This window comes from Larkinella ripae (genome assembly GCF_054780775.1).
Window position 1 is genome coordinate 156,771 of the sequence record NZ_BAAGVR010000017.1, and the last position, 25,310, is coordinate 182,080.

Here is a 25,310-nt window from a genome sequence, read left to right on the forward strand (position 1 = left end):
CGAACTTTCATGAAAAAGATAGTCTATTTAGCTTTGATTGGTCTGCTGGCGGGCTGCTCTAATCCGCTGGAGGAGGACTTTTATTCCGCTTTCGGACCCAATAATTTTTTCCAGAAAGCCGACGATGCCGAAGGCTTGCTGAACTCGGCGTATTCCGTGGAGCAACGCCGGGGTTTTCGGAATTACCTGCTGATGGCCGAGGTCAATACCGACCTGCTGATCGACCGGGAAGGCGGTTTGCGGAGTCTGGCCCAGCCGCTGGAAGATTTCACGTGGAATGCTGCCCACGAATTTTTCGAAACCGCCTGGTCGCTGCATTACCGCACCATTTACCGGACCAATCTGATTCTGGATCAGGTGCCCGCCATTGCGATGAACGAAACCCGGAAGGCCCAAGTTCTGGCCGAAGCCCGGTTTTTGCGCGCCAGCGCCTACCAGACTTTGTATGAGTTGTTCGGGCCGGTTCCGCTCATCACGAGCAGCACCACCAGCAGCGACGACCGGCCGAGTCGGGCAACCAAAGAAGAGTTTGTCGGCTTCGTCGAAACGGAATTCAAAGCCGTTGCCGACATTCTGCCAACCGTGGCTACTCAGTACGGCCGGGCGACCAGGGGGGCGGCTCTGTCGTTGCTGACCCGGTTTTACCTGAACAACAAGAAGTGGCAGGAAACCGCCGAAACGACCCAAAAGGTGATCGACCTGAACGTGTATCAACTTTTTACGGCCCCAAACCGCACGAATCTGTTCGATTTGTCCAGCGAGAAAAACAGTGAGTTTATCTACATCCGGCCGAGTCTGGCGCAACCGGGTCTGGGCGACAATTACCTGCCCCATGCCGCTCCACCGAATTACAAATTCAAAACCGCCCCCAAAACCAATTACGCGACGCAGTTGAAAACGCTGTCCGGTTTTTATAATACCTTTGACCCGACGGATCAACGGCGACAGGCCATCATCACAGAGTATGAGGACGTTAACGGCAAAATTATTAAGCTCGGAACCGATGATGTGCGTAGCTTTAAGTTCAGGGAGGATTTGAGCGCGACCGGTGAGGTGATGGGCAACGATTTTCCGGTGTACCGCTACGCCGACATTCTGCTGACCCGCGCCGAAGCCCTCAACGAACTGAGCGGCCCCACGCAGGAAGCCATCGACCTGATCAACCAGGTGCGGGCGAAAGCGGGTGTCACGGCCCTCAAACTGGCTGATGTTGCGTCCAGGGAAGCCTTGCGAACGCACTTGCTGAAGGAGCGCGGCTGGGAGTTTTTTTCGGAAGAACTCCGTCGGCAGGACCTGATCCGGCACGGCAAGTTCATCGAATACGCCAAAGCGCGGGGCAAAGTGGCATTTGACCACCAAATTCTGTTCCCGTTGCCGCAGAGTGAAATCGACCGGAACCCGAACCTGAAACAAAACGAAGGATACAAGTAACGGCTAACACCCAACGAAAAGCCGCCCCGCAACCCCGTCAGGGGTTGACTCTGGATAACCCCGGGTGCCAACCCGGGCTGTGGGGGCGGGGGATGGGACGGCGGGGTGGGAGTCGCAGTAGACAGCCTCGTGTACGGTCGTCTCACACCCCACACGGCGTACGGGGTAATCCACAGTCAAACTCGGGCGGGGCTGCAGCATTGTGCAGGTATAGCAGAAGATAAAGTTAGCAAGTTAAAGATGGATAGATTGTCGTTAGCCCGTTGGGCGCTCAGCGGTTTGTTACTGGTAACGGTGAGCGGTTTTTCCCAGAAACCGCCCCGGCCCAACATCGTCGTTTTTCTGGTCGATGACATGGGCTGGCAGGATACGTCCGTGCCGTTCGGGAAGCAGGTAACGGAATTAAATCGACGCTACCGGACGCCGAACATGGAACGGCTGGCGAAGGAAGGGCTGAAGTTCACGAATGCCTACGCCATGCCGGTTTGCACACCCACCCGCACAAGTCTGCTGAGTGGTGTCAACGCGGCCCACAGCCGGATTACGCACTGGACCTCGCCCAATCAAAACAAAAACACGGATGTTGCGGACTCGACCCTGAACCCGGTGGACTGGAACATCAACGGGTTGAGTCCGGTGGCCGGGATTGCCCACACCTTCCATGCAACGCCCTTGCCCGCGCTGTTGAGTCAGAACGGCTATTACACGATTCACACGGGGAAAGCGCACTTTGGTTCGGCGGGAACACCGGGTTCAGATCCGAAAAACCTGGGTTTCCAGGTAAACATTGCGGGCAGTGAAATCGGGCATCCGGCCAGTTATCTGGGAACGGAAAACTACGATCGTCCGGCCAACGGAAAGCCCGGCCGCAATGCCGTTCCGGGGCTGGAAGCCTACCACGGCAAAGACGTTTTCCTGACCGAAGCACTCACGCTCGAAGCCATTAAGGCGCTGGATGAGCCCATCCGGAACAACCAGCCGTTCTTTTTACACGTCGGGCAGTACGCCGTGCATACGCCGATCATGGCCGACCAGCGGTTTCTGGACAAGTACCTGAAAGCCGGGCTGGACAGCACCGAGGCCAAGTACGCATCTCTGGTGGAGGGCATGGACAAAAGCCTGGGCGACCTGCTGAATTTTCTGGACGAACGCAGGATTACCGACAATACCGTGGTTATCTTTATGTCGGACAACGGCGGTTTGAGCACGACGCCCCTGCGGGGTGGCCGGGAACACACGCACAATCTGCCGCTGCGCGCCGGGAAGGGATCGGTGTACGAGGGTGGTATCCGGGAGCCGATGCTGGTGCGCTGGCCGGGCGTCGTAAAACCGGGTGGGGTGGCCGAGCAGTACCTGATTGTGGAAGACTTTTTCCCGACCATTCTCGCCATCGCGGGCGTGCAAAAACCGGCTACGGTTCAGCGGGTGGATGGAAAATCGTTTCTGCCGTTGCTGAAAAATCCGACGCTCAAAGACGACTCGCGCGCGCTGGTCTGGCACCACCCCAACCGCTGGATTCCGGCCGAAGGGCCGATGTTGCACTGGGCGAGCGCCATCCGGCAGGGCGACTGGAAACTGGTGTATGACCACCGGACGGCGGGGCTGGAACTCTATAATTTGAAAGACGATGTGGGCGAACTAAAAAACCGGGCGACGCAGCAGCCTGAAAAAGTAAAACAACTGGCTTTGCTGCTTACTGACCAGTTGAAAGCCTGGAATGCCCAGATGCCGACGTTTAAAAAAACCGGAAAACCGGTGTTGTGGCCGGCGGAAGCAGTGCAATGAGCGGTTTACGGTATACGGTTTTCGCCGGGCCGTCGCTACGGTAGCACAGGCCATTTGATGCGTCAGCTAACCATAGCGACGGCCCGGCGAAAACCGTAAACCGAAAGCCAAAAACCGTATGCTTTCAATTGTAAAAAATACCCTGAGATGAAAAGACAAATTGGACTAAGTGTGCTTGGGGCCGTCGCGGTGCTGGCGGCTTTGCTGGTAACGGTGCCGGGCTACACGCCGAAAGAATCGGAAACGCAGCCGGCAGCCCGGCCCAACGTGATTTTTATTTTTTCCGACGACCACGCCTATCAGGCCATCAGCGCCTACGGGAGCAAGCTGGCCAAAACGCCAAACATCGACCGGATTGCCCGGGAAGGCGCCATTCTTTACAATAATGTTGTTACCAACTCCATCTGCGGCCCCAGCCGGGCGACTTTGCTGACCGGAAAATACAGCCACCTGAACGGCTACACCGTCAACGAGCGGAAGTTTGAAATCAACCAGCCGGTTTTTCCCGAGGAGTTGCAGAAAAACGGTTACCAGACGGCCTGGGTGGGCAAAATGCACCTGGGCAGTCTGCCACACGGGTTCGATTACCTGAACGTGCTGCCCGGTCAGGGACACTACTACAGCCCCGATTTTGTGAACGGCAAGGGTGATACGACCCGCTATCCGGGCTATGTTACCAATGTCACCACCAAGCTGTCGCTCGACTGGCTGAACGGGCGGGATAAATCAAAACCGTTCTTTCTGGTGGTGGGTCAAAAAGCCACCCACCGCGAATGGCTACCCGACATCCGGGATCTGGGCGCGTATGATAACGTGACGTTTCCGCTGCCCGCGTCATTCTACGATGCGTACGAAAACCGGGATGCCGCCAAAAATCAGGACATGACCATCGACAAAACGATGCGCCTGAAAGAGGACCTGAAAGTGCACGCCGATTACCAGAAAAGCGGCATTTACAACCGGTTTTCGCCCGCCGAGAAAAAAGCGTTTTACGAGTATTATGAAAACAAGATCAGCAGGGAGTTCGACGAGAAAAAATTAGGCGGCAAGGCGCTGGTCGAATGGAAATACCAGCGGTATTTGAAGGATTACCTGGCGACGGCCAACTCACTGGACCGTAACATCGGCGAACTGCTCGATTACCTGGACAAATCCGGACTGGCCAAAAATACCGTGGTCATTTACGCGTCCGATCAGGGCTTTTATTTGGGCGAGCACGGCTGGTTCGACAAGCGGTTTATTTACGAAGAATCGCTCAAAACACCGTTTGTAATTCGCTATCCGGGCGTCATCAAACCGGGCACGAAAGTAAACGAGCTGGTTTCCAACATCGACTGGGCACCGACGGTTTTGAACATCACCGGAACCGCCCTCCCGAAAGAAATTCAAGGTGAATCGTTTCTGCCCTTGCTGAAAGGGCAGAAAACCAACTGGCGGCAGGAAGCCTACTACCACTATTACGAGTATCCGCAGCCGCACCGCGTTTCGCCCCACGTCGGGCTGCGTTCCAGCCAGTACAAGCTGGTCCGGTTTTACGGCCCGAAGGAATATTGGGAGTTGTATGACCTGAAAAAAGACCCGCAGGAACTCCGGAATGTGTACGGTGTTAAAGGCTATGAAGCAACTACCGCCGATTTAAAGAATAAACTGAAAGCCCAGATTCGGAAGTACAAAGACGATGAAGCACTCAAGATTGTGGAAAGCGGGGAGTAAAACGGTGTGCAAATGCCTGATCAGGATGCTGTTTTGCAGCGTTTTTCTGACCGGATTTCTGGCCTGTACTTCGGAACCGAAATCGACCGCCGGGCAAACCGCCGAAACCGACAGCGGAGCGCACTGCGTCGCCAAGGGAATGCCGTCGCGTTCGGCGGCCATCCGGCCGGCGGCTGCGGTAACGGCGACCGGCAGCACGGAGGAAATGGTCTGGATTCCCGGCGGCACCTTTCAGATGGGTTCCGACGAGTTTCCGGATGCGCGCCCGCTGCACGCCGTGACGGTCAATGGGTTCTGGATGGACAAACACGAAGTGACCAACGCCGAATTTGCCCGGTTTGTGGAAGCGACGAAGTACGTTACCGTGGCCGAACGTCCGCTGAATCCAAAGGATTATCCGGGCGTTCCGGCGGATAAGCTGGTGCCCGGTTCGGCGGTTTTTACCCCTCCGATGCAGAACGTATCGCTGGACAACCCGCTGCAATGGTGGGAGTATGTGCCGGGTGCGAGTTGGAAACATCCGGAAGGGTCGAACAGCGGCATCAAAGGCCGGGAAAAGCTGCCGGTGGTGCACGTGAGTTACGAAGACGCAGCCGCCTACGCCAAATGGGCCGGAAAGCGTCTGCCGACCGAAGCCGAATGGGAATTTGCCGCGCAGGGGGGCAAGGGCAACCACACCTACTATTGGGGGGAAGAACTGAAACCCGGCGGCAAGTGGATCGCCAACATCTACCAGGGGGAGTTCCCGAGTAAAAACACAACGGAAGACGGGTATGCCGCAGCCGCTCCGGTGCAGTCGTTCCCGGCCAATCCATACGGTTTGTTCGACATGGATGGCAACGTCTGGGAATGGTGTCAGGATTTATACCGCCCTGACTATTACCGGAATAGTGCGAAAAACAACCCGCTGGGCCCGAGTGACAGTTATGATCCTGACGAACCCGGCGCGGTGAAATACGTGCAGCGGGGCGGTTCGTTTCTGTGCAGCGACGATTATTGCATCCGCTACAAAGCCGGAAGCCGGGGGAAAGGCGAGGTCAGCAGTGGGAGCAACAACCTGGGTTTCCGCTGCGTTCGCCTGAAGTGAGAGGGTTTTGGTTTTTTCTAGTGACTGACTGGACTAAAGCCGGTAATTTGAAAAAACTGGCGGATTGAGTTTGTAAATAGCTATTTTTGTCCCACGTTTGTAAACTGAAGCCAGAGAAACCTCTGGCCTTGTTTTTAGAATGATTGTCTATCTGATATATAGAATTAATGGATAACATGATTAATACCCAAGCTCAGAATCGTCAGCAGACTGCCAATTCGCGCTTTGTAATCGTAGGCGTTATAACGCTGGTGCTGTTCATTGGCGTTGCGGCCTGGCAGCTGCTGAACATCCCGGTGCAGCCGGTAGTCGACGAACTGGTGCATCCCACGTTCTGGCTGTTTGTCCTGGCCGGTTTTGTGGCGCAGACCATCGATGGTGCCCTGGGCATGGCGTACGGCATCAGCTCGACCTCGCTGCTGTTGAGTCTGGGCGTTAGTCCGGCTGCGGCCAGTGCCAGCGTTCACATCGCCGAAGTATTTACCACGGGGGCTTCGGGCCTGTCGCACTGGAAGTTCGGGAACGTCAACAAAAAGCTGTTCAGATTGCTGGTGCTGCCGGGCGTAGCGGGCGCCATTCTCGGAGCCTACCTCCTCAGCTCCTTCGACGGCAATCTCATTAAACCGTACATTTCCATTTACCTCGTGTTGATGGGCGTCCTGATCATCAGCAAAGCCCTGCGGAAAAAGAAAGCCAAAGAAAAAACCCGGTTGGTCGGTCCGCTGGCGCTGCTGGGCGGTTTTGTTGATGCCGTGGGCGGGGGCGGCTGGGGACCGGTGGTGACTTCTTCATTGATCGGACAGGGCCGCAACCCGCGCTACACCATTGGCTCGGTCAATCTGGCGGAATTTTTTATTGCGGCTGCGGGTGCCGGGACCTTTATCCTGATGATTGGCACTGGCAACTGGCCGGTGACGGTGGGTTTGCTGCTGGGTGGCGTTTTGGCGTCGCCGTTTGCGGCTTACGTCTGCGGCAAGGTGAACCCCAAAGTGCTGATGATCATTGTCGGCATTGTTATCATCGGCCTGAGTCTGCGCAACGTCTGGAGTTTGTTCTAACCGAAACCAGCATTACAAACCTGTAAGGTCTTTGAAATCATACCGATTCGTCAACAAACCAGACAACCTGAATAAAATGAATACGATAAAAAACCTGGCGACGGCTGGTCTGCTGCTGGCGGGGTTTACGGCCCAGGCCCAGACCAAACCGCAGGACGGTTTCTGGCGGGGTGCTTTTACCGTTTCGGGCGGCCAGGAAGCGCCGTTCAACTTTGAGCTGAAGGGCCAGGCGGCCTGGTTGCTGAACGGTTCGGAACGGTTTGAACTGAAGGGGGTTACGCAGAAAGGTGACTCGCTGTTTTTGCCAATCGAGGTTTACGATGCGGTGCTGGCGGCTAAAGTGGAAAATGCCAAAACCCTGTCGGGCGTGCTGAAGCGATTGAGCACCAACCCCGCCGATGCCGGCATTCCGTTTCGGGCCGAGCAGGGCAAACGGTATCGATTTGTCGAAAAACCGGCGGCTGCTTCGGTCAGTTTGCAGGGCAAATGGGATGTAACCATCGGCACCACCAAAACCGTGGGCGTTTTCAGCCAGTCGGGCAGCAAAGTAACCGGAACCTTCCTGGCAACCACCGGCGATTACCGGTATCTGGAAGGCGTGGTGCAGGGCGACGAATTTGCGCTATCGGCCTTCAGCGGTTCCAGCCCGTTGGTTATCAAAGGCAAAGTGAGCGGCAACGACCTGACCGCCGAGTGGGTCAACGCCCGGGTTTCGCAGTCGATCAAAGGCACGCGCAACGCCCAGGCGGCCCTGCCCGATGCTTACACCCTGACGAAGCCCAAAGCTGGTGTTCCGCTGGCGTTTACGTTTCCGGATGCATTTACCGGAAAACCGGTTTCGCTGAACGATCCGAAATACAAAGGGAAAGTGGTGATTGTGACGTTGCTGGGAAGCTGGTGCCCCAACTGTCTGGACGAAGCGGCCTTCCTGGCGCCCTGGTACCAGGTCAACCGTCGGCGGGGTGTGGAAATCATCGGGCTGGCGTTTGAGCGGAAAAATGATCCGACGTATGCCAAAACCCGGCTGGAAGCCCTGAAAAACCGCATCGGCATTGAGTATCCCCTTTTGTTTGCGGGGCAGGCCGACAAGAAACAGGCCGCTGCGGCCTTGCCCGCCCTGAGCGACGTATTAGCTTTTCCGACTACCATCTACATCAACCGTCAGGGCGAAATCGCCAAAATTCACACCGGCTACAGCGGACCCGCCACCGGCGCTTATTACGAGGAATTTGTAAAGGAATTCAACGCCGACATCGATCAGTTGCTGAAAGAAGAGCCCGCGAAAGTATCGATCAAAGCGGCTGGAAAGTAAGATCGTTTTCAATAAAAGTCCCGTGACCCAGCAACTGGGTAGCGGTCTGTAAACCAGCGACGGCGACGGTCGGCCGCGGCTTAACCATGAAAAGTGAACAGGAAAAAAAGGAACTCACCCATTTCCGGGGTCTGACCTTTCAGGAGCAACTGAACATCGTCTGGCAATCGGGCGTCCTGCTGGATACCAAGCGTTTGCCCGGTTTCTGGCTGTACCTCTACGCCGTCAACTCATTTTTCGTCGAAATGTGGATCTGTCAACGGCGGCTCGATGTGACGCTGGTGCGCGGTTTTTCCAACACGGACGAGCTAAAACCGTACATTGAGCGGATTTCACTGGATGCGCTGCTTTTCGAATAGCAAAACCGCCCGGCCAGCCGGGCGGTTTTGCTTCCGGAACAGGAAATTTACTGAGCCGCCGGACTAAGCCGAACGATTCGACCGGAATTTTCGAGCACCACGTAAATATTGCCATCGGGTCCCTGACGGATGTCCCGGACGCGACCGATTTTTTCGGCGATCGTTTCCTGGCTAACGATTTTGTTTCCCCGCACCACGCAGTGCTTGATGTACAGAAACTTCAAAGAACCCACCAGCAGATCGCCGTTCCAATCCTTGAATTTCGGGCTGGTTACAAACGTCATCCCGCAGGGCGCAATCGACGGTTTCCAGTAGATCACCGGCTGTTCCATACCGGCTTTGGCCGTATCATTTGAAATAATGCTGTTATCGTAGTCGATGCCGAAGGTGACCAACGGCCAGCCGTAATTTTTGCCTTTCTCCACGATGTTCACCTCATCGCCCCCCTGCGGACCGTGTTCGTGCTCCCACAGGACGCCCGTCGTTGGATTCATCACCATTCCCTGCGGATTGCGGTGGCCGTACGACCAGATTTCGGGCCGGGCACTGGCTTTGCCCACAAACGGGTTGTCTTTCGGGATGCGACCGTCGTCGTGCAGCCGGACCACTTTGCCCTGATCCGTGCTCAAATCCTGCGATTTCTCCTTCTGACCGCGTTCGCCGAGCGACAGAAAGAGGTAGCCTTTGGTATCGAAAACAATCCGCCCGCCGAAGTGCGGAGCGCCCGTTACGTTCGGTGACGCCTTGAACAGGACCTTCACATCCACCAGTTCGTGGTCTTTCAGTTTGGCCCGCAGCAAAGCCGTGTTGGCACCCTCGCCGGTTTCGCCCTCGGCTTTGGGAGATGCATAGCTGATGTAAATCCAGCCGTTTTCCTTGTAATTCGGGTGGAGGTTAATGTCCAGCAAACCGCCCTGCCCTTTATATAGAATCGGGGGTAAACCGCTGATCGGCGTCGGGTCCAGCTGGCCGTTTTTCACCAGCCGAAGCTGGCCGGGCCGCTCCGTGACGAGGAGGTTGCCATCCGGCAGAAACGCCATCGCCCACGGCATTTTGAGCCCCGAAACGACGGTGTCAATTTTCAGATTCGGTGCTAGTTTCGGGCTTGGAGTCGATTCAAAAGGAGCATTACTCATCAGGAAAAGCGACGCCGTCAGAGCTAAAACCCCCACCGCCAGCGCCTTTTTTCCCGTCGGGAAGAATACGTTTTTCATAGATTCTGATCGTGTTTTAGGAGAGCATGAAAGTACGGCTTTTTACCGAAAAATCGTCAGAATCCGATTGGCAGGCGGTTTTCCACCATAAAAACGGATCGACCAGCGACAAAAGACGGCCATCATCATTCGGCTTCTTTTGTCGCTGGTCGATCCGTTTTCTTTTAAAAATCAGTTGGCCGGAATCGGAGCGCCGTACACCAGCCGTAGATAGCGTTTCTGCAAACTGGAAAAATACGCCCAGAACACCAATAAGCCGATGAACAGCATACTGAACGATAGCGGGTCGTGCAGATACGGCAAAACCGTCAGGATCAGGAGCGAAATTCGGGTTACTTCCAGGTAAAATACCCACTGGCGTTGTTCGAGCAGTGCTCCGCAGTTGACCAGCGTAACCAGGATAAACAGGGAAATCACGACCTGATGATACAGGGCGGTTTGCTTTTCAAACAGCAGAAAAACGAACAGAATCGTCAGGATGCCAATGAGTTGGCCAAGGACGTACCCCCGAAACCGGCGGCTGGTGGCGTGCACGGAGGAACGCGATAAAAACTTTCGTTCCAGTTGGTCGCGAATCTCCGGGTCAATGTCATCCGGGCGGCCAAACAGCACTTTCACTTTCGGAACAAAACCGGGTGTGCGCCGAACCGTTTCGGCCAGTTCCATCATGAAATGAAATTGCTGCCACAAAAAACTATGACTTTCGAGCGGTTTGGTTAAGCCGTAGACCAGTTCCTGCGCGTCTTCTTTTTCTTCGACGAACGTACCGAACAGCTTGTCCCAGATGATGAGGACATCACCATAATTTTTATCGAGGTATTCGGGGTTGCTGGCGTGGTGAACGCGGTGGTGCGAGGGCGTTACAAAGATGTATTCGAGCCAGCCGAGTTTGCCAATGGTGCGGGTATGGATGAAAAACGGATACAAGCCATGCAGCAGCAGCATCACGGTGATCATCCCGGCCGGAAAACCGACCAGCGGCAGAACGGTCCAGAACCCGGTGCGGATGATGGCCTGAAAAACCGTAATCCGGGCCGAAACCGTGTAGTTGAAATCCTCGCTCTGGTGGTGCACGACGTGGGCGCTCCAGAACAGGTTGATTTCGTGCGCCAGCCGGTGGTACCAGTACCAGACGAGGTCGGTGGCCAGAAACAGCGCAACCCAGCCCAAAAGGCCCGGTTTTAGATCAAAAAGCGCGTAATGACGGTGGATGTAATCGTAAACGAAGTAAAAAGCGCCGACGGTGAACGTATCCAGCAGGCGTTCGGCAATGCCGACATTGATGTTGGCAACTGAATTGTTAAATCGGAAATAGTCCCTTTTCTGCCGTTTGGAAACCCAATACTCCAAACCCATAAAAAACAGAAAGAAAGGCACAGCCAGTGCCATCCAGTTCAACCCCATGAAGTCCATACGTGTGGTCTATAAAAAATTATAAAAAAACTGATTAGAAGAATATCTTATAATCGTTTTCATAACGGAGTTTTCGTTCATTCAGGAAGCGCTTCAAAGGAGTCCGTCTTTTTAAAACCGGCTCAGGGTCGTTTTAAACTCGATCCTGCACTTCGTGAGCAACTTGCTTCTTCAGAGAACGTACGAACCAATCAAAACAGTTTCAAAAACGCCGTCTTTCTTTAATGATATTTCTTGAGCGGTTTTTAAGTCGTTTTAACGGAAAACGTGCAGGACTCATAACCGACTCAGTCGCTCACCCGCCCGCAGCAGTGTTTCGTCGTTTTTGGCAAAACAGAACCGCAGCATCCGGTAATCGTTTTTCTGGCGGTAAAAAACCGAAACCGGAATCGACGCGACACCAATTTCCTTCGTCAGCCGGATGGCCAGATCGTAATCGGGTTCGTCCGTAATCGCCTGATACGAAACCGTCTGGAAAAAACTTCCCTCAGCGGGCTGAACCTGAAACCGCGAACCGCGGATGCTAGCGAGGAACAAATCCCGCTTGCGTTCGTAGAAAGCCGGCAGCGATTCGTAATGCGCCGGATTTTTCAGGTAATCGGCCAGTGCATACTGGATCGGCGTGACGGTGCTGAACGTCAGGTATTGGTGGATTTTTCGAAATTCATTGCTCAACGCCCTGGGCGCCAGGCAATAGCCAATTTTCCAGCCCGTGATGTGAAAGACTTTTCCGAACGAACCGCACACGAACGTGCGCTCCTGCAAAACCGGGTGCGTGGCCAGCGACAGGTGCGGGCGGCCATCGAACCGGATGTGTTCGTAAACCTCGTCGCTGACGATCCAGATGTCACGCTCGTTTACCAGCGCAGCCAGTTGGGCCAGATCCTCGGCCGTCCAGACGCGCCCCGTTGGATTGTGGGGGGTGTTGACCAGAATCAGCCGGGTTTTGTCGGTTATTTTCCGGCCCACTTCCGACCAGTCGATGGCGTAGGTGGGCGGGGTCAGCGTTACAAAAACGGGAATACCGCCATTCAACTCGATGGCCGGAACGTAACTGTCGTACGCCGGTTCGAAGACAAGCACCTCGTCGCCGGGCCGAACCACGGCGGTAATGGCGGCAAACAGCGCTTCCGTGGCACCGGAAGTAACGGTAACCTCGCTTTCCGGGTGGTAACTTACCCCGTACAACTGTTCGGTTTTCTGGGCTAGTGCCTCGCGCAGAGGAGCTACGCCGGTCATGGTTGCATACTGGTTAAATCCTGTTTTCAGGTATTTTTCAACCAGCGCTACCAGTTCCGGTGAACAGTCGAATTCCGGAAATCCCTGCGATAAATTGATGGCCCCGGTTTCGGCCGCCAGTTTGGACATAACCGTAAAGATCGTCGTTCCAACCGAGGGTAGTTTGGAGGACAAGGCCCGTATTCCTGACTCAGTCATTCGTTAAAAACAGTAATCCGAATTATCTATCGTATCCATAGAGTCGAGCAAATAAGCCCATTACTCCGCTGTATTGACCCCGAAAAGTACAAAATAAAGGCATATAACAGATCAAGATATACTTTTTCTATAAAATTTATAGAGAATCGGCTTCTTCTACTGTCCCGCACTGCGTACGGCCTTATCCCGGCTCTATTCCGCTGGGGTGGGTGCGGGAGCCGTTGGCGTCAGTAAGTCACCAGAATGGCCCCCCGGTATTCGGGCAACAGCGGTTGGTTGGTTTTGATCAGGTAGTGGTACCGGCCAGCCTGCACTTTCTGATTGCGGTAGGTGCCGTTCCAGGGCGTTTCGTAGCCTTTCGATTGAAAAACAACCTCACCCCAGCGGTTGTAAATCGTCACTTCGCAATCCGGAAACTGCTCGGTATTGCGAATTTCCCAGGCATCGTTGACACCGTCGTTGTTAGGCGAAAAAACATCGGCCATAAACAGGCGCTTCAACACATCGACCAGCACACTTTTTTCCGCCCGGCAATCGCCGGCGGAGGTCACCGTAAGCTGGTACGTGGTCGGTTCGGAGGGGCTCGCCACCGGATTCAGAACCGCCGGATCAGACAGGTTGTCGGGCGGTTCCCAGCGGTAGCTCAGCGGTTGTCCTTTGATGGTCGGCTGCAAGGTGACGGAACCGTCCAGCAGCACGCTGACCCGTTCGGGCAGGTTGATTTCCACGGGCGACTCGACCAGAACCCGGCGGCTGATGACGGCCGGACAGGCCGAATTTCCCGCGTACGTGTACGTAATCGTGTGCAAACCGGCCCCGACTTTCGACGGGTCGAATTGAGTGCCCGTTACGCCCGGTCCGGAAAACGTTCCGCCGGACGGACTGGCCACCAGCCGGAGGGGTTCGGTGCGGCTGGCGCAAACCGGTGCCAGCGTGTCAAACCGCAGGTCGGGCCGGGGAATAACCGCCAGCGTCAGCGGGGCCGAAAGCGCCGTGCAGCTATTGCCGTCCGTAATCCGAACCTGGTAGGTGCCGGCCTGCCCGACCAGCCGGGTGGCCGCGTCGCCGGTGTTCAGAACCGCATTGTTCTGGTACCATTCATATTGGTAGTTCATGCCGCTGCTCGCGTTCAGACGCACTTCGCTGTCCTGACAAATGGACGAAGCCGGACTGGTTAACGTGACCTTGGGATTGGCATTGATCACCACCGCTACGCTATCGCGGTTGGTACATTCCATCGGTGATCGGACCCGCACGCCGTATAAACCGGCTTTCGTAACGGTAATTGACAAGCCCGTGGAGCCCGCCAGAACCGTTCCATCGGCGGTCCACTGGTAGGTTACCCCCGTTTCCGGCTGAACGGACAGGCGCACCGACTCCCCTTCGCACAGGGGAAGTTTTTTATCGGGCGTAATTTTCGCAGCCGGTGGGGGCAGCATTTGGGCCTTCGTTATTTTGGACGTGGTGTCGTTGCCACAGGTGGTTGCAAAGCTTTTGACGACGGCGTAGTCGCCGGGTTCGCTGATGAGCAGGGTAGACGAGGTGGCTCCCGGAATGTTGGAGCCGTCGCGCTGCCATTGGTACGACCAGAGGGCGCTGGCTTCGGTCGATAGCGTTGCGGTGGCACCCTCGCAAAAAGCCACATCCTGCGTTTCGACGTTTTTGTAACTGATAACGGGCGCGGGGGGCGTCACGTTGCCGCAATCGACCACGGGCATCTGAAACTCGCGCCGGATCGCGCCGATTCGCACACCATTGCGGTATTCTTCGCACAAAACCGCAAAAATGAACAAACCGGTTTGGGTGGCCGTCACGCTCAGCTGACCGGTTTGCGGGTTAATTTGCAGGGGCGGACTGCCGGGAATGGAACGGGCCGCGCTAAAACCGGGTAGCCAGGTCACTTCCGGATACGTAGCGTGCGAACTTCCGTCGCCAACCGTGTTTCGGCCGGTATTATCGGTATAGCCCGCGAGCGGAGTCACCAGGGAATAGCGGAGCTGGTCACCGTCGGCGTCCGTCGCATTGAATTTCAGCTGAAACGGTTTGCCAATGCAGATGTACTCGCCGTTGGGAAAACTGAACTGCGGACTGGAATTGGTGAACGCGGCCCCGTTGCGCTGAACGGCCGGAAACTCCATGTAAAACAGCATGCCTTCGCCACCGGGATTTTGGATGTTGCTGATGTCGGCACTGCGGCAACAGCGGTCCCAGACGACGTAATAACCGCCGGGATCGTTAAACCGGGCCGGATTCAAATACTTTTCGGTGCTGTAGTTCATGGCCAGCACGCTCAGATTCCGCAGGTTGGCGCAGGCCTGGTTGTCATACCGAACCCGCTGGGAAGTTCCCTGCAAAACCGTGGCACTGTCGACGCGAACGTGATCGCTTTTCCGGAAAATGTAGAGTTTGATTTCGCGTTCGTAATCGGCCGCCGTCGAGTTGGCCTGATCCAGATACAACGTCAGCGTTAACGTGTAATAATTCGGGCGGTTCAGCGCCTGTAAACTCATGTCTCCGCCGTAGATATGTTTTCCGAAACAAGCCGGTATGGCGGTAAACGTCACTGCGAAACTCCATACGATGACCCATCGCCACCAAACCGCCGAAAGCTTTGCCGTAAACCGGCCCAACAACACATTCATACTAAAAAATCATAGAAAGTGGACGCATAAAAACCGGACTAGTGATTCACTGGAATAAACTACCGAATGGAAAAGATACAAAGTTGTCGCAGGTAACGGGCTAACGAGTCACCAATATTGACGGAACGGTACGCGGTACGGATGGAACGGGACTTTCGGTGAATCGATTGATCTCCGGTAGACAAGACGAAAAAAAACCGCCCAGTGTTGCGGGGCCGGTAGCCGGTTTAGGCAATGAGTGGGCTTAGTTGACTACATTTCGGGATTTTCCGGCAAAAAAAGCGTGAATATTTTCGACGGTTTCGTGCAAAAGCCGCTGGCGGGCTTCACGGGTGGCCCAGGCCAGGTGGGGCGTGATGAGGCAATGGCGGGCCGAGAACAACGGATTGTCCGCAGCCGGTGGTTCGGTGGTCAGCACATCCAGTCCGGCACCGGCCAGTCGGTCGTGGTTGAGGGCTTCGGCCAGATCGGCTTCGTGGATGAGCGCTCCCCGGCTGGTGTTGATCAGAAAAGCCGTCGGTTTCATCTGGCTAAGCACCTCGCGGTTGACAAACGCCCGGTTTTCTTCCGTAACGGGGCAGTGCAGCGACACCACATCGCTTTCCGCAAAAACCGTAGCCTGATCGACGTACCGAATGCCTTCCGGCGGTTGTTCGTCGGTGTGCCGTCGGTTGACCAGAATCTTCATGCCAAAGGCCCGACCGATGGCGGCTACCTGCTTTCCGATGTCGCCAAAACCGACCAGGCCGAGGGTTTTGCCGGTCAGCTCGGTCAAGGGCATTTTCCAGTAACAGAAATCCGGATTCTGCGCCCAGTCGCCCGCCCGGACGCTGTCGGCGTGCAAACCGACGTGTTGCACCAGTTCGAGCAGCAGGGCGAAGGTCAGTTGCGCCACCGAATCCGTGCTGTATCCTCGGACGTTGGTGACCACAATGTTCCGTTCGCGGGCGGCTTTTACGTCGATGATGTCGTAGCCCGTTGCCGTTACGCCGATGTACCGCAGTTTCGGCAGTTGTTCGAGCGTCTGACGGTTCATCTTCACTTTATTGACCAGCACCATATCGGCATCTTTCAGACGTTCAAGCAGGTCGTCGGGGGCGGTGCGGTCGTGCAGGGTCACGTTGCCGAGCGAAGTGAGGGGCGTCCAGTCCAGGTCGCCGGGGTTGAGGGCGTAGGCGTCTGCGTAAACGAGGTTCATGAGTTAGGGATAAATGAAGAGCGAAAGATACGGGGATTGTGCGGGAAGAGAATGAGAAGTGATGAATTATGAACGATGAATTAATTCGCTGCGATCGCCAACTCATCGTTCATAATTCATCACTTCTCATTTTAAAATCGCAAATTCGAGTGCCCGGCGCTCCATCCACGTAAATTCGTCGTTCCGAACGGCAAAACCGACATGGCCGCCGGTCCTGGGCGTTTCCAAGTAGATGGTCGGGTGTTTTTCGGCCAGCCAGGCGGGCGAGCATTCGGGCGACAGCAGCGGATCATTCAGCGCATTGACCAGCAGGGTCGGCACGGTAATGCCGGCCATGTAATTCACCGCCGAAGCCTGCTGGTAAAAATCATCGGCGTCGCGGTAGCCGTTCACCGGGGCCGAAAAATGCTGGTCGAAGTCGCGCCAGAGCCGCACCTGCTGCAAGCGGGTCATGTCCAGTTTACCCGGAAACCGATCGGATTTCTGCTGTAATTTAATGATCAGTTTTTTCATGAACCGGTTGCGGTAAAACCGGTTTTTCGGCAGATCGAGTTGCTTTGCGCTGGCTTCCAGATCGGTCGGCGACGAAACCGCTACCACTTTCCGGAGCACGTCGGGGGCGGTTTTCCCGTGAACCCCGGCGTATTTCAGCGCAATGTTGCCGCCCATGCTGTAGCCAATCAACACCAGTTCGCGGTACGGTTTGGTGCGCAGAACATGGCGGATCACTTCGTCAATGTCGCCGATTTCGCCGTGGTTATAGAGCCGGAACGCCCGGTTCATTTCGCCACTGCACGAACGGCAGTTCCAGGCCAGCACATCCCAGCCGTGCCGGGCAAACAGCTTGGCGGTTCCCCGAATGTAATGCCGGTTGGAGTCGCCCTCCAGCCCGTGCGTCATGACGACGATTTTGTCGCTTTGCCGGTCAATCCAGTCGAGATCCACAAAATCGCCATCGGCCAGCGTCATCCGTTCCCGTTCGTAAACCACGCCCTCGATTTTCCGGAGCATGCTGGGAATAATGGTCTGCAGGTGGCCGTTAATCAGATACCGGGGCGCTCCGGGGTAAGATGAATGTCGGAGAACCGGCATAGTGTAACCATTTAGTCTATAATCTGTTATTTTTAACGAAATTTAGTCCGGTTGGTTCCTCATGGCGTTCGCGAAATATTTATCGGTTGTAGTAGCCAGTATGTTGAAATTCATCGGTGGCCCCGTAACCGGAGTTGCGGTGGGTCTGAGCTGGCTGGAAACCTGGCTGTTTACGGCCGCCGGAATGATGGTCAGCGTGCTGCTGGTAACTTACGCCGGCGTGGCTTTGCGGGCGCTGATCAACCGCATCCGTCCATCGACGCCCCGGCGGTTCAGCCCCCGGACGCGGCTGGCCGTTCGCGTCTGGAGACGGGCGGGCATGGCGGGAATTGCCTTTCTGACCCCTTTGCTGCTGACGCCCATCGGTGGCACCATCCTGGCGGTGTCGTTCAAAGTAAACCGTCCGATGCTTTTTAGTTACATGCTGATCAGCGCCCTGTTCTGGGGCATTGTTTTCACCCTGGCGGTGTATCAGGTGCCGGATTTGTTCAGCCGGTTTTCGAGCAGCGAAGCCGGGAAGTAAAAACCCGGTTTTACGGTTTTGTTTAAAAATCAGCTGGTTACAACACCATCTTCATGCCTTCGTGCGTAGCCACAAAGCCCAGTTCTTTGTAGAAATGAAGTGCCTGCGGACGTTTTTTGTCGGTGGTTAGTTGCAGCACGTAGCAGCCTTTCCGGCGCGCCCGGTTAATGGCGTACTGAATCATTTTTGTACCGATTCCTTTGCCCCGGTGCGCCGAATGAACCCGTACGGCTTCGATCTGCGCCCGCAAACCGCCCTGATGCGTCAGGTACTGAAGAAATGTTAACTGGAACGTACCGACGGTTTCGCCGTTGATTTCGGCAATGGTCAACTCCTGGTTGCTGTCCCGGCTGATTCGTTCAAACGCGCGCTGGTACGATTCCGGCAACGGGATTTCCAGTTTTTCCCGCGTGGCTCCCAGTGCATCGTCCGCCAGCATCGTCACAAGGGTGACCAGGTCGTTTTCCGTAGCCAGCCGAAAGCTTAGTTCAGCATTCATACATACATGCAAAATACCCGTTTACGGAACCGGTTTTACCGGCTGACCGGAGCCGCCGGCTTGGTTTTCTTCCGGAAATCACCCTGCGAGAAGAATTTCTCAATCAGGCAGTACATCAGAATAAAGAAATACCGGCTGCCCATCTCTTTGATTTTCAGTTTCGACTCACCGTATTTTCGATTCGTCCAACTGTTGGGCACCACCGCGAAGGAATACCCGCGGACCATGGCTTTGAGCGGCAGTTCCACCGTCAGGTTAAAGTGGGGCGACAGAAACGGTTTCAGGCCTTCCATCGTCTCGCGTTTGTAGAGTTTGAAGGCATTGGTGGTGTCGTTGTACCGAATGCCCATCACGATGCGGACAATAAAATTGGCCACCCGGTTGATGTATTTCTTGAGTTGCGGGTAATCCACCACCTTTCCGCCCTTGCTCCAGCGGCTGCCAAAAACACAGTCGTAGTCGCCTTCCAGCATCTTGTAATAAAACTTCACCAGATCTTCCGGATCGTCGGACATGTCGGCCATAAAAACCGCCACGCAGTCGCCCGTGAACCGTTCCAGACCGTAGCGAACGGCGTAACCAAAGCCGTTGGGACCCGGATTGGTGTGATAGACCAGCGTCGGAATTTCGAGCATCAGTTCGTCCAGCACCTCCGCCGTGCGGTCTTTGGAATTGTCGTTCGTCACGCAGATTTCGTGCGGAATACCGTATTTCGACAACGTCTGGTACAACGACCGCAACGTTTCAGGAATCGAATCCTGTTCGTTGTAGGCTGGAATCACTACGCTCAGTTTCATCAGAGAACCGTCCATTCGGCAATTAATTTTGAGTCTTGTTTACGGCATTGAGTTGTTCCTTGTAACGGGCAATGGTCCGTTGCAGCGTGGCGTCATACCGGTACTGGGTCCAGGCGTTGACGGCTTCAAACATCGCCCTGCGGTTGTTCAGAAAAAACCGGTTTACGTCCGAATGCACATTGCTCAAACCGCCCCGGTGTTTCCGGTAAATCCCCATTATTTCGTTAAGATAATGGATTTTTCCTTGTGCCGCCAACTGAATCACCAGTGCCCAGTCGCCGGAAGCCGCCCGGTGGTGCCAGTCGGCAAACTCCTGGTCCTTAAAAATATTGCGGTAAAGTGTGCTGGCCGTGCCTATAAACCAGCGATCTTCCAGCACATCTTCCAGCGTACTACCGGTTTTCTGATCCGGCGAATTGAACAGATGCTCCGGTGAGCCGTCTTCGTAAATGACCCGCAAATTGTGATGACAGATGGAATAATCCGGATTAGCGTCCAGAAAATCGACCTGTTTCTGCAATTTCAGCGGATCGGTCCAGTAATCGTCGCCTTCACACAGCGCCACGTAGTCGCCCCGGCAGTCCTTCAGCAAACCCAGCACGTTGTTGCGCCCCGCAAACTCGCGCGGTTCCTGCGGACCGAGGTTGTGCGGATGCAGATGCGCCCGGATGAGAGTCGGGTAGCGTTCGGCATAGTCACGGATGATGGCCGGAGCGCCGTCCGTCGAACCGTCGTCACCGATCACAATCTCGAACGGAAAGGCGGTTTTCTGCATCACCGCGCCCTCGAGCGTCTGGGTAATAAACCGCTCGTGGTTGTAGGTCGGTACGCACACGCTGACTTTGCAGGCTGTTTCCATCTCAGGCTTTGGGTTTCCAGTGGTCGGGAACGTCCGGCACCGCCGTCCGGATGCGCTCGATGACAGCCGGCGGCAAAGCGCGGAGCGTTTCGGCGGTTTTATTGGCCTCGACCTGCCCGGCGTGGCGCATCCCGGGAATAACGACCGAAACCTGCGGATGGGACAGGCAAAACCGCAGGGCCGAGGTGGAGATTCCGCCCGGCAAGTCGTCCAGAAACGCCAGCTTTCGGGCGCTCGCGAGCAGCCAGTCGCGGTCGCGTTCCGGCAAGTAATGGCGGTATTGGTCGTCCGGAAAAACCGGGTCCTGGGTCAGATACGCCGAATTCAAAAAACCGGACGCCAGCGGCACGCGCACAATGGACTCGTAGGCCGCAGCCGACGGCAAGCTCCACAGCACTTCCTCGGCCCGGCGGTCGAGGGCGTTGTACAGAATTTCGACGACGCTGCCAAAACCAGCCTCGATCACGCGCCGGGCGCCGTAAACGCTCTTGGAACTTACGCCGTAAGCCTTGATTTTTCCGGCCTGCACCAAAGTATCCAACGGTTGGGGATCATACGACGACCAATCGAAGGCATCGGGCGGACTGTGCAGCAGCAGCACATCGAGCGTGTCGCGCTGCAACCGGCGCAGGCTGTCTTCAACGGCTTTCGGCAAGTGAGCGGGTCCGAAATCCTGACCCGGCGCGCCCTGTTCGTCAAACACGTTGCCGAATTTGGTGCAGACCACCACGTCGGCCGGATTGGATTGTTGCAGGGCTTTTCCGAGAATGGTTTCCGACTGCCCCTGCCCGTAACTATCCGCCGTATCGAAGAAATTGATGCCCTGGTCCAGAGCCGCCTGAACGGCCCGGATGGCCTGCTGCTCATCGACGGCGCCCCAGCCGGTGGGTTTGCCGTTCACCCGGTTGGGGCCGCCAAACTGCCAGGTGCCAAAACCGATGCGCGACCGAAGCCGTGGTGTAAAACGTGTCATGATGATCGAAAATGCGAAAGGCTTCTTTCCTTGCAGCAAGGAAAGAAGCCTTCGTTATGAATTAGAGATCAGGTCGTTACGGGTCATTAAGCCGTAGCCGGTGCCGGATTCAGAATAATTTTTCCTTTGATCAGACTCCGTTGGCCCGCATATTCGGCAAAGAAGTTATTGCGGCCGTGCATGATCCGGTCGTCGCGGAAGAAGACCGCTTCGCCTTTCTGGAGTTGCAGGCCGTCGATCAGGCCGGAGTTGATGATCCGGTTTTCCAGAAACTGGTGGAACCGCTCGCAGAGGTCGAGCACTTCCGGCGTGTTTTCCGTCCGGTCGATGCAGTAGTAATTCCAGTTGGCCAGGTAGCCTTCGGCGTCTTTGTCCAGAATCTTGCGGACTTTGCGGCTGCCCCCTTTCGAGAAAACGACATCCGTCGATAGCAGTTCGTCCAGCAGTTTTTCTTCACCGTCGAGCTTCAGGCATTCCACCAGCTGATCCAGCGTCAGGAACGTCGTTGCTCCCCCGGCTTTGGCCCGCGATGCGCAGTAGAAAAAGTTGACGGCTTCTTCACCGTGCAGTTCCACGTACGAATCGTCGGTGTGCATCGGCTGGCGGGTGTTGCTCGACCGGTAGCGATCCGGAATGTTAGGGTCGAAGGTGATGTCGATCCAGCGGTTTCCGGTGGCCGAACCCGTGGCGATGTCTTCATCAGCCGCGTGGATTTTGCCGATCGTTTCCGAAAGCTGGCTGTAGAACTGGTGAACCTGCTCAACCGGAAGACTGGCGTCGAAGTCGGCCAGGTGCACATAAATATTGTTCAGAACCGCTTCTTTGACGTTCTGGATGGTTTCTTCGGGGGTTGTATACGTAACTTTTTTAAAGACGTTCATGTTGTGGCTATCTTGTATAATGGGTTAAACACCTCAAAATCACACCAAAAATATAAAAAGTCAACTTATGGAATCAAACTTTTTCTTAAGCGGTACAGCCCGAGCGCCAGCGCGCTGTACAGCCGGTTGACGGCTGGCGGCACCACGTGATCGCGGAGGATTTCCTTTTTTTCCTCCCAGTCCAGCGACGCCAGCGACAGGTATTTCAGGGCGACCGTGCGTTTCGGATAATACGTATCGCGGTATTGCCGGGAGTGCAGCATTTTTTCGTAATACTGCGCGATGTTCTTCTTCAGAAGCGCGTCGAACTGATAGTTCAGTTCCTGGTTGATGCCTTCGTACATTTCGATCCGGTTCTGCAAAAACCGGGCGTCGTCCTCGTAATCCGTAAAGCTGGTCCCGTTGCTGTTCTTGCGATAGACCGACATCACGTCCGGCAAATAACCGATTTTGCCGTATTTCGCCAGCAGAACGTACCGGGGAATGTCGCCACTCACTGATTTCTTGAACCAGTCCGGGTATTCTTTGATCACATTGCGGAACAGCACGCTGGACGTTGCCATAAACCAGATTTCCTTTTCGCCGATCAGATCTTCGACCGTGCAAACCGGTTTTTGGTCGGGCGGATTGAGAATCACCGATGGCGAACCGTCTTCGTAAGTAATCAGCGCATTGTGAAAGCAGGTGGAAAAATCCGGATTGGCGTCCAGAAAATCGACCTGTTTCTGCAATTTCAAGGGGTCGGTCCAGTAATCATCGCCATCCATCGCGGCAATGTATTCGCCTTTCGCCAGGCCGTACGTTTCGAGGGTATTGAACAAGCCGTTCTGCCCCAGATTGCGCGGATGCAAAACCGGACGAACCAGGCCCGGATACCGTTCGGCGTATTCCGTAATGATAGCCCGGGTGTTATCCTTCGAGAAATCGTCACCAATCAGAATCTCAAACGGGAAACTGGTTTTCTGGCTCACGACGCTGTCGATCGCTTCCCGAATGAATTTTTCCTGATTGTAGGTTATGATGCAGATACTGACTTTCATGATGAGAATACAAACGCACAAAAAACCGGGTCGGCGGTTTTCGGTGCGTGCTTAGGCATAAACTTCTTTGACTTGCTCGGCCGACGGAAAGTCCGGTGTAACCAGTTCTTCCTGAGGTCGGTAGATGTAAGGCATTGGATAGCCTCTCTCAATAAACGTCGGTTCGGCCAGGTTGTTATACCGAAGTTGCACCGACCAGCGGATATTCGGACTCACGTTGTTGCCGGAGCGGTGTATCAGGAAGGCCGAGAAAATCAGCACATCGCCCACTTCATACTCGGTCTGGACGAAATCGTCGTCTTTCAGATTATCGGTGATGTAACCGGCATAACCGGTCGTGTTGGCCTGCATCAGACCCGCCGTATGGCTGCCCGGAATGACCTGCAGCGCGCCGATTTCTTCAGCCGCCGGAACCATCGGGAACCAGATCACCACGCTGTCGAGCGAACCCTGGCCGGTGCGCCAGTCCTGGTGGGCGCCGAGTTTCCAGTGCGTGCTGCCGTCTTTCGACAAAAACCGGCTGTTGAACTGCATGGCGGGTCGAACGGCAATTGACGGTTTTTCGATTCCCACGCCCTGAACCAGATCGAGGATGGCGCTGCTCGTGCCTAATTGATGGAGGAGGATGGTATGCTGAACGGTTTTTCCGGTACTGACAAACGCGTCGAAATCCTTTTCAAAGAATTCGTACATCGCCTGCTCGAACTCTTCCCGGTTTTCGATATCCGGTTTCCGGCCCAGCACTTTCTGAATCTGGGCGGCAAAAATCTCGCGGGCTTCGCGGTAAATCGCTTCAATGACGGTTTTATCCAGCTTGTTTTTTAACAGGAGATAACCGTCTTTTTTAAATTGTTCAATCTGTTCCGCTGACAACATAGCTGTACTGTTTAAATGATTCGGATCCAAGTCGTTTTGCCACCGGAAAACGACCACAACGCAAAGAACGTTCTCCGATTCATCCCGTACTATGACATTCGTCAGTCTTCCCACACGGCATAACCGAAGCCGGATGCTCCGAATCCATTGCCATTGTATAACAAATATTTCTTGCCGTTGTGTTCGTAATAATGGGCGTATCCGATCATCAGATAATCAAAATCCGCCGGGTTGTCGGACATCTGAATGCCCACCCGATCGTCTTTCCGTTCCCAGTTGACGCCATCCACCGACTCCGCATAACCCAGCCGGTACGCCTGATTCCGGTCCGTCCGGTAGTCGAGGGTGTGGCGGTACGAGTAGTACATTTTGTACAGACCATCCTGTTTAAACACACTGGGGCGTCCTACGGCGTGCAGAAAATCGTCGAAATCCAGCGTCGGAATGTCGTTGATCTCCCAGTGAATACCGTCTTTTGAAAAAGCCGACTGACAGCGGTAAAACGGTTCCGGATAGCCGTGGATGTATTCGCATTTGTGGCCCGAAATGTACCACATCTTCCAGGTTCCGTCGTCTTCCCGAATCACCGACGGCTGCCCCGCCCAGATCGGATTCTGGATGCTCCGGTCCATAATCGGCCCCGCAAACATCTTCTTGAACGTCAGGCCGCCGTCTTTGCTGACCGACAGACCCATCGACAGCCGGTACGAATTCCAGGTGCGGTTCCAGCCGGTGTAATAAAGCCAGATGTCGCCGTTGGGCTGGTTGACAAACCAGGCGGGCATGGCCCCGGTTTCGTCGTATTCGCCCAGACCGCCCAACTCCAGAACGGGCCGGTCGTGAATGTACAGGATCTTCGTCGGGTCGTCGTAATCGACATCGATGAACGTCGGACGCGACTGAACGCTGTCGTCCCGCGATGAAAAATAGATGCGCAGAAAATCGTCGTGTTTATACGCAAACGGAACCTGGGCGTGCGTCCGGCTGTGCGCCAGCGTCCCATCCGGTTGATACACGACTCCTTTTTTTATCCAGGGCATGATTCTTGGTGTATAGTTTACGGTTTTTGGTTTACGGTGGCTGACGCCCGAACAAAACTGCGTCAGCCACTGTAAACCAAA

At 55.2% G+C, this 25,310-nt stretch carries 22 protein-coding genes; 8 read left to right on the forward strand and 14 right to left on the reverse strand.

From position 1 onward, the window contains the following. Nucleotides 1-9 precede the first annotated feature (9 nt). The 7 genes from ACYVHX_RS09945 to ACYVHX_RS09975 all read left to right on the forward strand — a co-directional run bounded on the left by ACYVHX_RS09945 (nucleotide 10) and on the right by ACYVHX_RS09975 (nucleotide 8,745). Nucleotides 10-1,431, forward strand: coding sequence for a RagB/SusD family nutrient uptake outer membrane protein (locus ACYVHX_RS09945; RefSeq protein ID WP_460671472.1), 1,422 nt, complete (start codon nucleotides 10-12; stop codon nucleotides 1,429-1,431). Nucleotides 1,432-1,671: 240 nt separating this feature from the next. Continuing rightward, nucleotides 1,672-3,216 carry a sulfatase gene (locus tag ACYVHX_RS09950; RefSeq protein ID WP_460671473.1) on the forward strand — a complete coding sequence of 515 codons (1,545 nt, stop codon included), beginning with the start codon at nucleotides 1,672-1,674 and terminating at the stop codon, nucleotides 3,214-3,216. Nucleotides 3,217-3,363: 147 nt separating this feature from the next. Continuing rightward, nucleotides 3,364-4,929, forward strand: coding sequence for a sulfatase family protein (locus ACYVHX_RS09955; RefSeq protein ID WP_460671474.1), 1,566 nt, complete (start codon nucleotides 3,364-3,366; stop codon nucleotides 4,927-4,929). Further along, nucleotides 4,895-6,016, forward strand: coding sequence for a formylglycine-generating enzyme family protein (locus ACYVHX_RS09960; RefSeq protein ID WP_460671475.1), 1,122 nt, complete (start codon nucleotides 4,895-4,897; stop codon nucleotides 6,014-6,016). The genes ACYVHX_RS09955 and ACYVHX_RS09960 overlap by 35 nt, the downstream gene beginning before the upstream one ends. A gap of 176 nt (nucleotides 6,017-6,192) precedes the next feature. Continuing rightward, complete coding sequence (locus tag ACYVHX_RS09965; RefSeq protein ID WP_460671476.1) at nucleotides 6,193-7,074, forward strand: sulfite exporter TauE/SafE family protein; 882 nt, start codon at nucleotides 6,193-6,195, stop codon at nucleotides 7,072-7,074. Nucleotides 7,075-7,150: 76 nt separating this feature from the next. Beyond that, the gene (locus ACYVHX_RS09970) at nucleotides 7,151-8,386 is read left to right on the forward strand and encodes a peroxiredoxin family protein (protein WP_460671477.1); all 1,236 of its coding nucleotides are present in this window, start codon (nucleotides 7,151-7,153) and stop codon (nucleotides 8,384-8,386) included. An 86-nt stretch (nucleotides 8,387-8,472) separates the two neighbouring features. After that, nucleotides 8,473-8,745 (forward strand): hypothetical protein, encoded by a 273-nt coding sequence (locus ACYVHX_RS09975; RefSeq protein ID WP_460671478.1) that lies wholly within the window; start codon nucleotides 8,473-8,475, stop codon nucleotides 8,743-8,745. Between the two features lie 47 nt (nucleotides 8,746-8,792). Here the strand turns inward: ACYVHX_RS09975 and ACYVHX_RS09980 are convergent, their stop codons facing one another. The 6 genes from ACYVHX_RS09980 to ACYVHX_RS10005 form a co-directional block, all read right to left on the reverse strand. Further along, complete coding sequence (locus ACYVHX_RS09980; protein ID WP_460671479.1) at nucleotides 8,793-9,959, reverse strand: PQQ-dependent sugar dehydrogenase; 1,167 nt, start codon at nucleotides 9,957-9,959, stop codon at nucleotides 8,793-8,795. Between the two features lie 171 nt (nucleotides 9,960-10,130). Beyond that, on the reverse strand, nucleotides 10,131-11,372 hold the full coding sequence (locus tag ACYVHX_RS09985) for a sterol desaturase family protein (RefSeq protein WP_460671480.1): 1,242 nt from the start codon (nucleotides 11,370-11,372) through the stop codon (nucleotides 10,131-10,133). 276 nt (nucleotides 11,373-11,648) lie between these two features. Then, complete coding sequence (locus ACYVHX_RS09990) at nucleotides 11,649-12,809, reverse strand: methionine aminotransferase (RefSeq protein WP_460671481.1); 1,161 nt, start codon at nucleotides 12,807-12,809, stop codon at nucleotides 11,649-11,651. A gap of 227 nt (nucleotides 12,810-13,036) precedes the next feature. Next, nucleotides 13,037-15,451 (reverse strand): T9SS type B sorting domain-containing protein, encoded by a 2,415-nt coding sequence (locus ACYVHX_RS09995; RefSeq protein WP_460671482.1) that lies wholly within the window; start codon nucleotides 15,449-15,451, stop codon nucleotides 13,037-13,039. A gap of 244 nt (nucleotides 15,452-15,695) precedes the next feature. Next, on the reverse strand, nucleotides 15,696-16,649 hold the full coding sequence (locus ACYVHX_RS10000; RefSeq protein ID WP_460671483.1) for a D-2-hydroxyacid dehydrogenase: 954 nt from the start codon (nucleotides 16,647-16,649) through the stop codon (nucleotides 15,696-15,698). Between the two features lie 126 nt (nucleotides 16,650-16,775). Beyond that, on the reverse strand, nucleotides 16,776-17,741 hold the full coding sequence (locus ACYVHX_RS10005) for a YheT family hydrolase (RefSeq protein WP_460671484.1): 966 nt from the start codon (nucleotides 17,739-17,741) through the stop codon (nucleotides 16,776-16,778). Nucleotides 17,742-17,841: 100 nt separating this feature from the next. Here ACYVHX_RS10005 and ACYVHX_RS10010 point away from each other — a divergent pair, with 100 nt between their 5' ends. After that, nucleotides 17,842-18,264 (forward strand): hypothetical protein, encoded by a 423-nt coding sequence (locus tag ACYVHX_RS10010; RefSeq protein ID WP_460671485.1) that lies wholly within the window; start codon nucleotides 17,842-17,844, stop codon nucleotides 18,262-18,264. A gap of 37 nt (nucleotides 18,265-18,301) precedes the next feature. Here ACYVHX_RS10010 and ACYVHX_RS10015 read toward each other — a convergent pair whose 3' ends face one another. From ACYVHX_RS10015 to ACYVHX_RS10050, 8 genes are all read right to left on the reverse strand, one after another. Beyond that, complete coding sequence (locus ACYVHX_RS10015) at nucleotides 18,302-18,763, reverse strand: GNAT family N-acetyltransferase (RefSeq protein ID WP_460671486.1); 462 nt, start codon at nucleotides 18,761-18,763, stop codon at nucleotides 18,302-18,304. A gap of 35 nt (nucleotides 18,764-18,798) precedes the next feature. Continuing rightward, nucleotides 18,799-19,560 (reverse strand): glycosyltransferase family 2 protein, encoded by a 762-nt coding sequence (locus ACYVHX_RS10020; protein WP_460671640.1) that lies wholly within the window; start codon nucleotides 19,558-19,560, stop codon nucleotides 18,799-18,801. 22 nt (nucleotides 19,561-19,582) lie between these two features. Continuing rightward, entirely contained in the window at nucleotides 19,583-20,419 is an 837-nt protein-coding gene (locus ACYVHX_RS10025; protein WP_460671487.1) for a glycosyltransferase family 2 protein, read from the reverse strand. 1 nt (nucleotide 20,420) lies between these two features. Then, the gene (locus ACYVHX_RS10030; protein ID WP_460671488.1) at nucleotides 20,421-21,392 is read right to left on the reverse strand and encodes an aldo/keto reductase; all 972 of its coding nucleotides are present in this window, start codon (nucleotides 21,390-21,392) and stop codon (nucleotides 20,421-20,423) included. Between the two features lie 86 nt (nucleotides 21,393-21,478). Continuing rightward, the gene (locus ACYVHX_RS10035) at nucleotides 21,479-22,273 is read right to left on the reverse strand and encodes a TauD/TfdA family dioxygenase (protein ID WP_460671489.1); all 795 of its coding nucleotides are present in this window, start codon (nucleotides 22,271-22,273) and stop codon (nucleotides 21,479-21,481) included. 65 nt (nucleotides 22,274-22,338) lie between these two features. Next, nucleotides 22,339-23,316: a glycosyltransferase family 2 protein gene (locus tag ACYVHX_RS10040; protein WP_460671641.1), complete on the reverse strand. Its 978-nt coding sequence runs from the start codon at nucleotides 23,314-23,316 to the stop codon at nucleotides 22,339-22,341. Between the two features lie 48 nt (nucleotides 23,317-23,364). Next, nucleotides 23,365-24,189: a phytanoyl-CoA dioxygenase family protein gene (locus ACYVHX_RS10045; RefSeq protein WP_460671490.1), complete on the reverse strand. Its 825-nt coding sequence runs from the start codon at nucleotides 24,187-24,189 to the stop codon at nucleotides 23,365-23,367. Nucleotides 24,190-24,290: 101 nt separating this feature from the next. Next, nucleotides 24,291-25,229, reverse strand: a complete 939-nt coding sequence (locus ACYVHX_RS10050; protein ID WP_460671491.1) for a glycoside hydrolase family protein — start codon at nucleotides 25,227-25,229, stop codon at nucleotides 24,291-24,293. Nucleotides 25,230-25,310 lie beyond the last annotated feature (81 nt).

Bases quoted from the DNA above. Each gene is read 5' to 3' on its own strand.
- ACYVHX_RS09945 (WP_460671472.1), top strand. From the start codon at position 10: ATGAAAAAGATAGTCTATTTAGCTTTGATTGGTCTGCTGGCGGGCTGC.
- ACYVHX_RS09950 (WP_460671473.1), top strand. From the start codon at position 1,672: ATGGATAGATTGTCGTTAGCCCGTTGGGCGCTCAGCGGTTTGTTACTG.
- ACYVHX_RS09955 (WP_460671474.1), top strand. From the start codon at position 3,364: ATGAAAAGACAAATTGGACTAAGTGTGCTTGGGGCCGTCGCGGTGCTG.
- ACYVHX_RS09960 (WP_460671475.1), top strand. From the start codon at position 4,895: ATGAAGCACTCAAGATTGTGGAAAGCGGGGAGTAAAACGGTGTGCAAA.
- ACYVHX_RS09965 (WP_460671476.1), top strand. From the start codon at position 6,193: ATGATTAATACCCAAGCTCAGAATCGTCAGCAGACTGCCAATTCGCGC.
- ACYVHX_RS09970 (WP_460671477.1), top strand. From the start codon at position 7,151: ATGAATACGATAAAAAACCTGGCGACGGCTGGTCTGCTGCTGGCGGGG.
- ACYVHX_RS09975 (WP_460671478.1), top strand. From the start codon at position 8,473: ATGAAAAGTGAACAGGAAAAAAAGGAACTCACCCATTTCCGGGGTCTG.
- ACYVHX_RS09980 (WP_460671479.1), bottom strand. From the start codon at position 9,959: ATGAAAAACGTATTCTTCCCGACGGGAAAAAAGGCGCTGGCGGTGGGG.
- ACYVHX_RS09985 (WP_460671480.1), bottom strand. From the start codon at position 11,372: ATGGACTTCATGGGGTTGAACTGGATGGCACTGGCTGTGCCTTTCTTT.
- ACYVHX_RS09990 (WP_460671481.1), bottom strand. From the start codon at position 12,809: ATGACTGAGTCAGGAATACGGGCCTTGTCCTCCAAACTACCCTCGGTT.
- ACYVHX_RS09995 (WP_460671482.1), bottom strand. From the start codon at position 15,451: ATGAATGTGTTGTTGGGCCGGTTTACGGCAAAGCTTTCGGCGGTTTGG.
- ACYVHX_RS10000 (WP_460671483.1), bottom strand. From the start codon at position 16,649: ATGAACCTCGTTTACGCAGACGCCTACGCCCTCAACCCCGGCGACCTG.
- ACYVHX_RS10005 (WP_460671484.1), bottom strand. From the start codon at position 17,741: ATGCCGGTTCTCCGACATTCATCTTACCCCGGAGCGCCCCGGTATCTG.
- ACYVHX_RS10010 (WP_460671485.1), top strand. From the start codon at position 17,842: ATGTTGAAATTCATCGGTGGCCCCGTAACCGGAGTTGCGGTGGGTCTG.
- ACYVHX_RS10015 (WP_460671486.1), bottom strand. From the start codon at position 18,763: ATGAATGCTGAACTAAGCTTTCGGCTGGCTACGGAAAACGACCTGGTC.
- ACYVHX_RS10020 (WP_460671640.1), bottom strand. From the start codon at position 19,560: ATGAAACTGAGCGTAGTGATTCCAGCCTACAACGAACAGGATTCGATT.
- ACYVHX_RS10025 (WP_460671487.1), bottom strand. From the start codon at position 20,419: ATGGAAACAGCCTGCAAAGTCAGCGTGTGCGTACCGACCTACAACCAC.
- ACYVHX_RS10030 (WP_460671488.1), bottom strand. From the start codon at position 21,392: ATGACACGTTTTACACCACGGCTTCGGTCGCGCATCGGTTTTGGCACC.
- ACYVHX_RS10035 (WP_460671489.1), bottom strand. From the start codon at position 22,273: ATGAACGTCTTTAAAAAAGTTACGTATACAACCCCCGAAGAAACCATC.
- ACYVHX_RS10045 (WP_460671490.1), bottom strand. From the start codon at position 24,189: ATGTTGTCAGCGGAACAGATTGAACAATTTAAAAAAGACGGTTATCTC.
- ACYVHX_RS10050 (WP_460671491.1), bottom strand. From the start codon at position 25,229: ATGCCCTGGATAAAAAAAGGAGTCGTGTATCAACCGGATGGGACGCTG.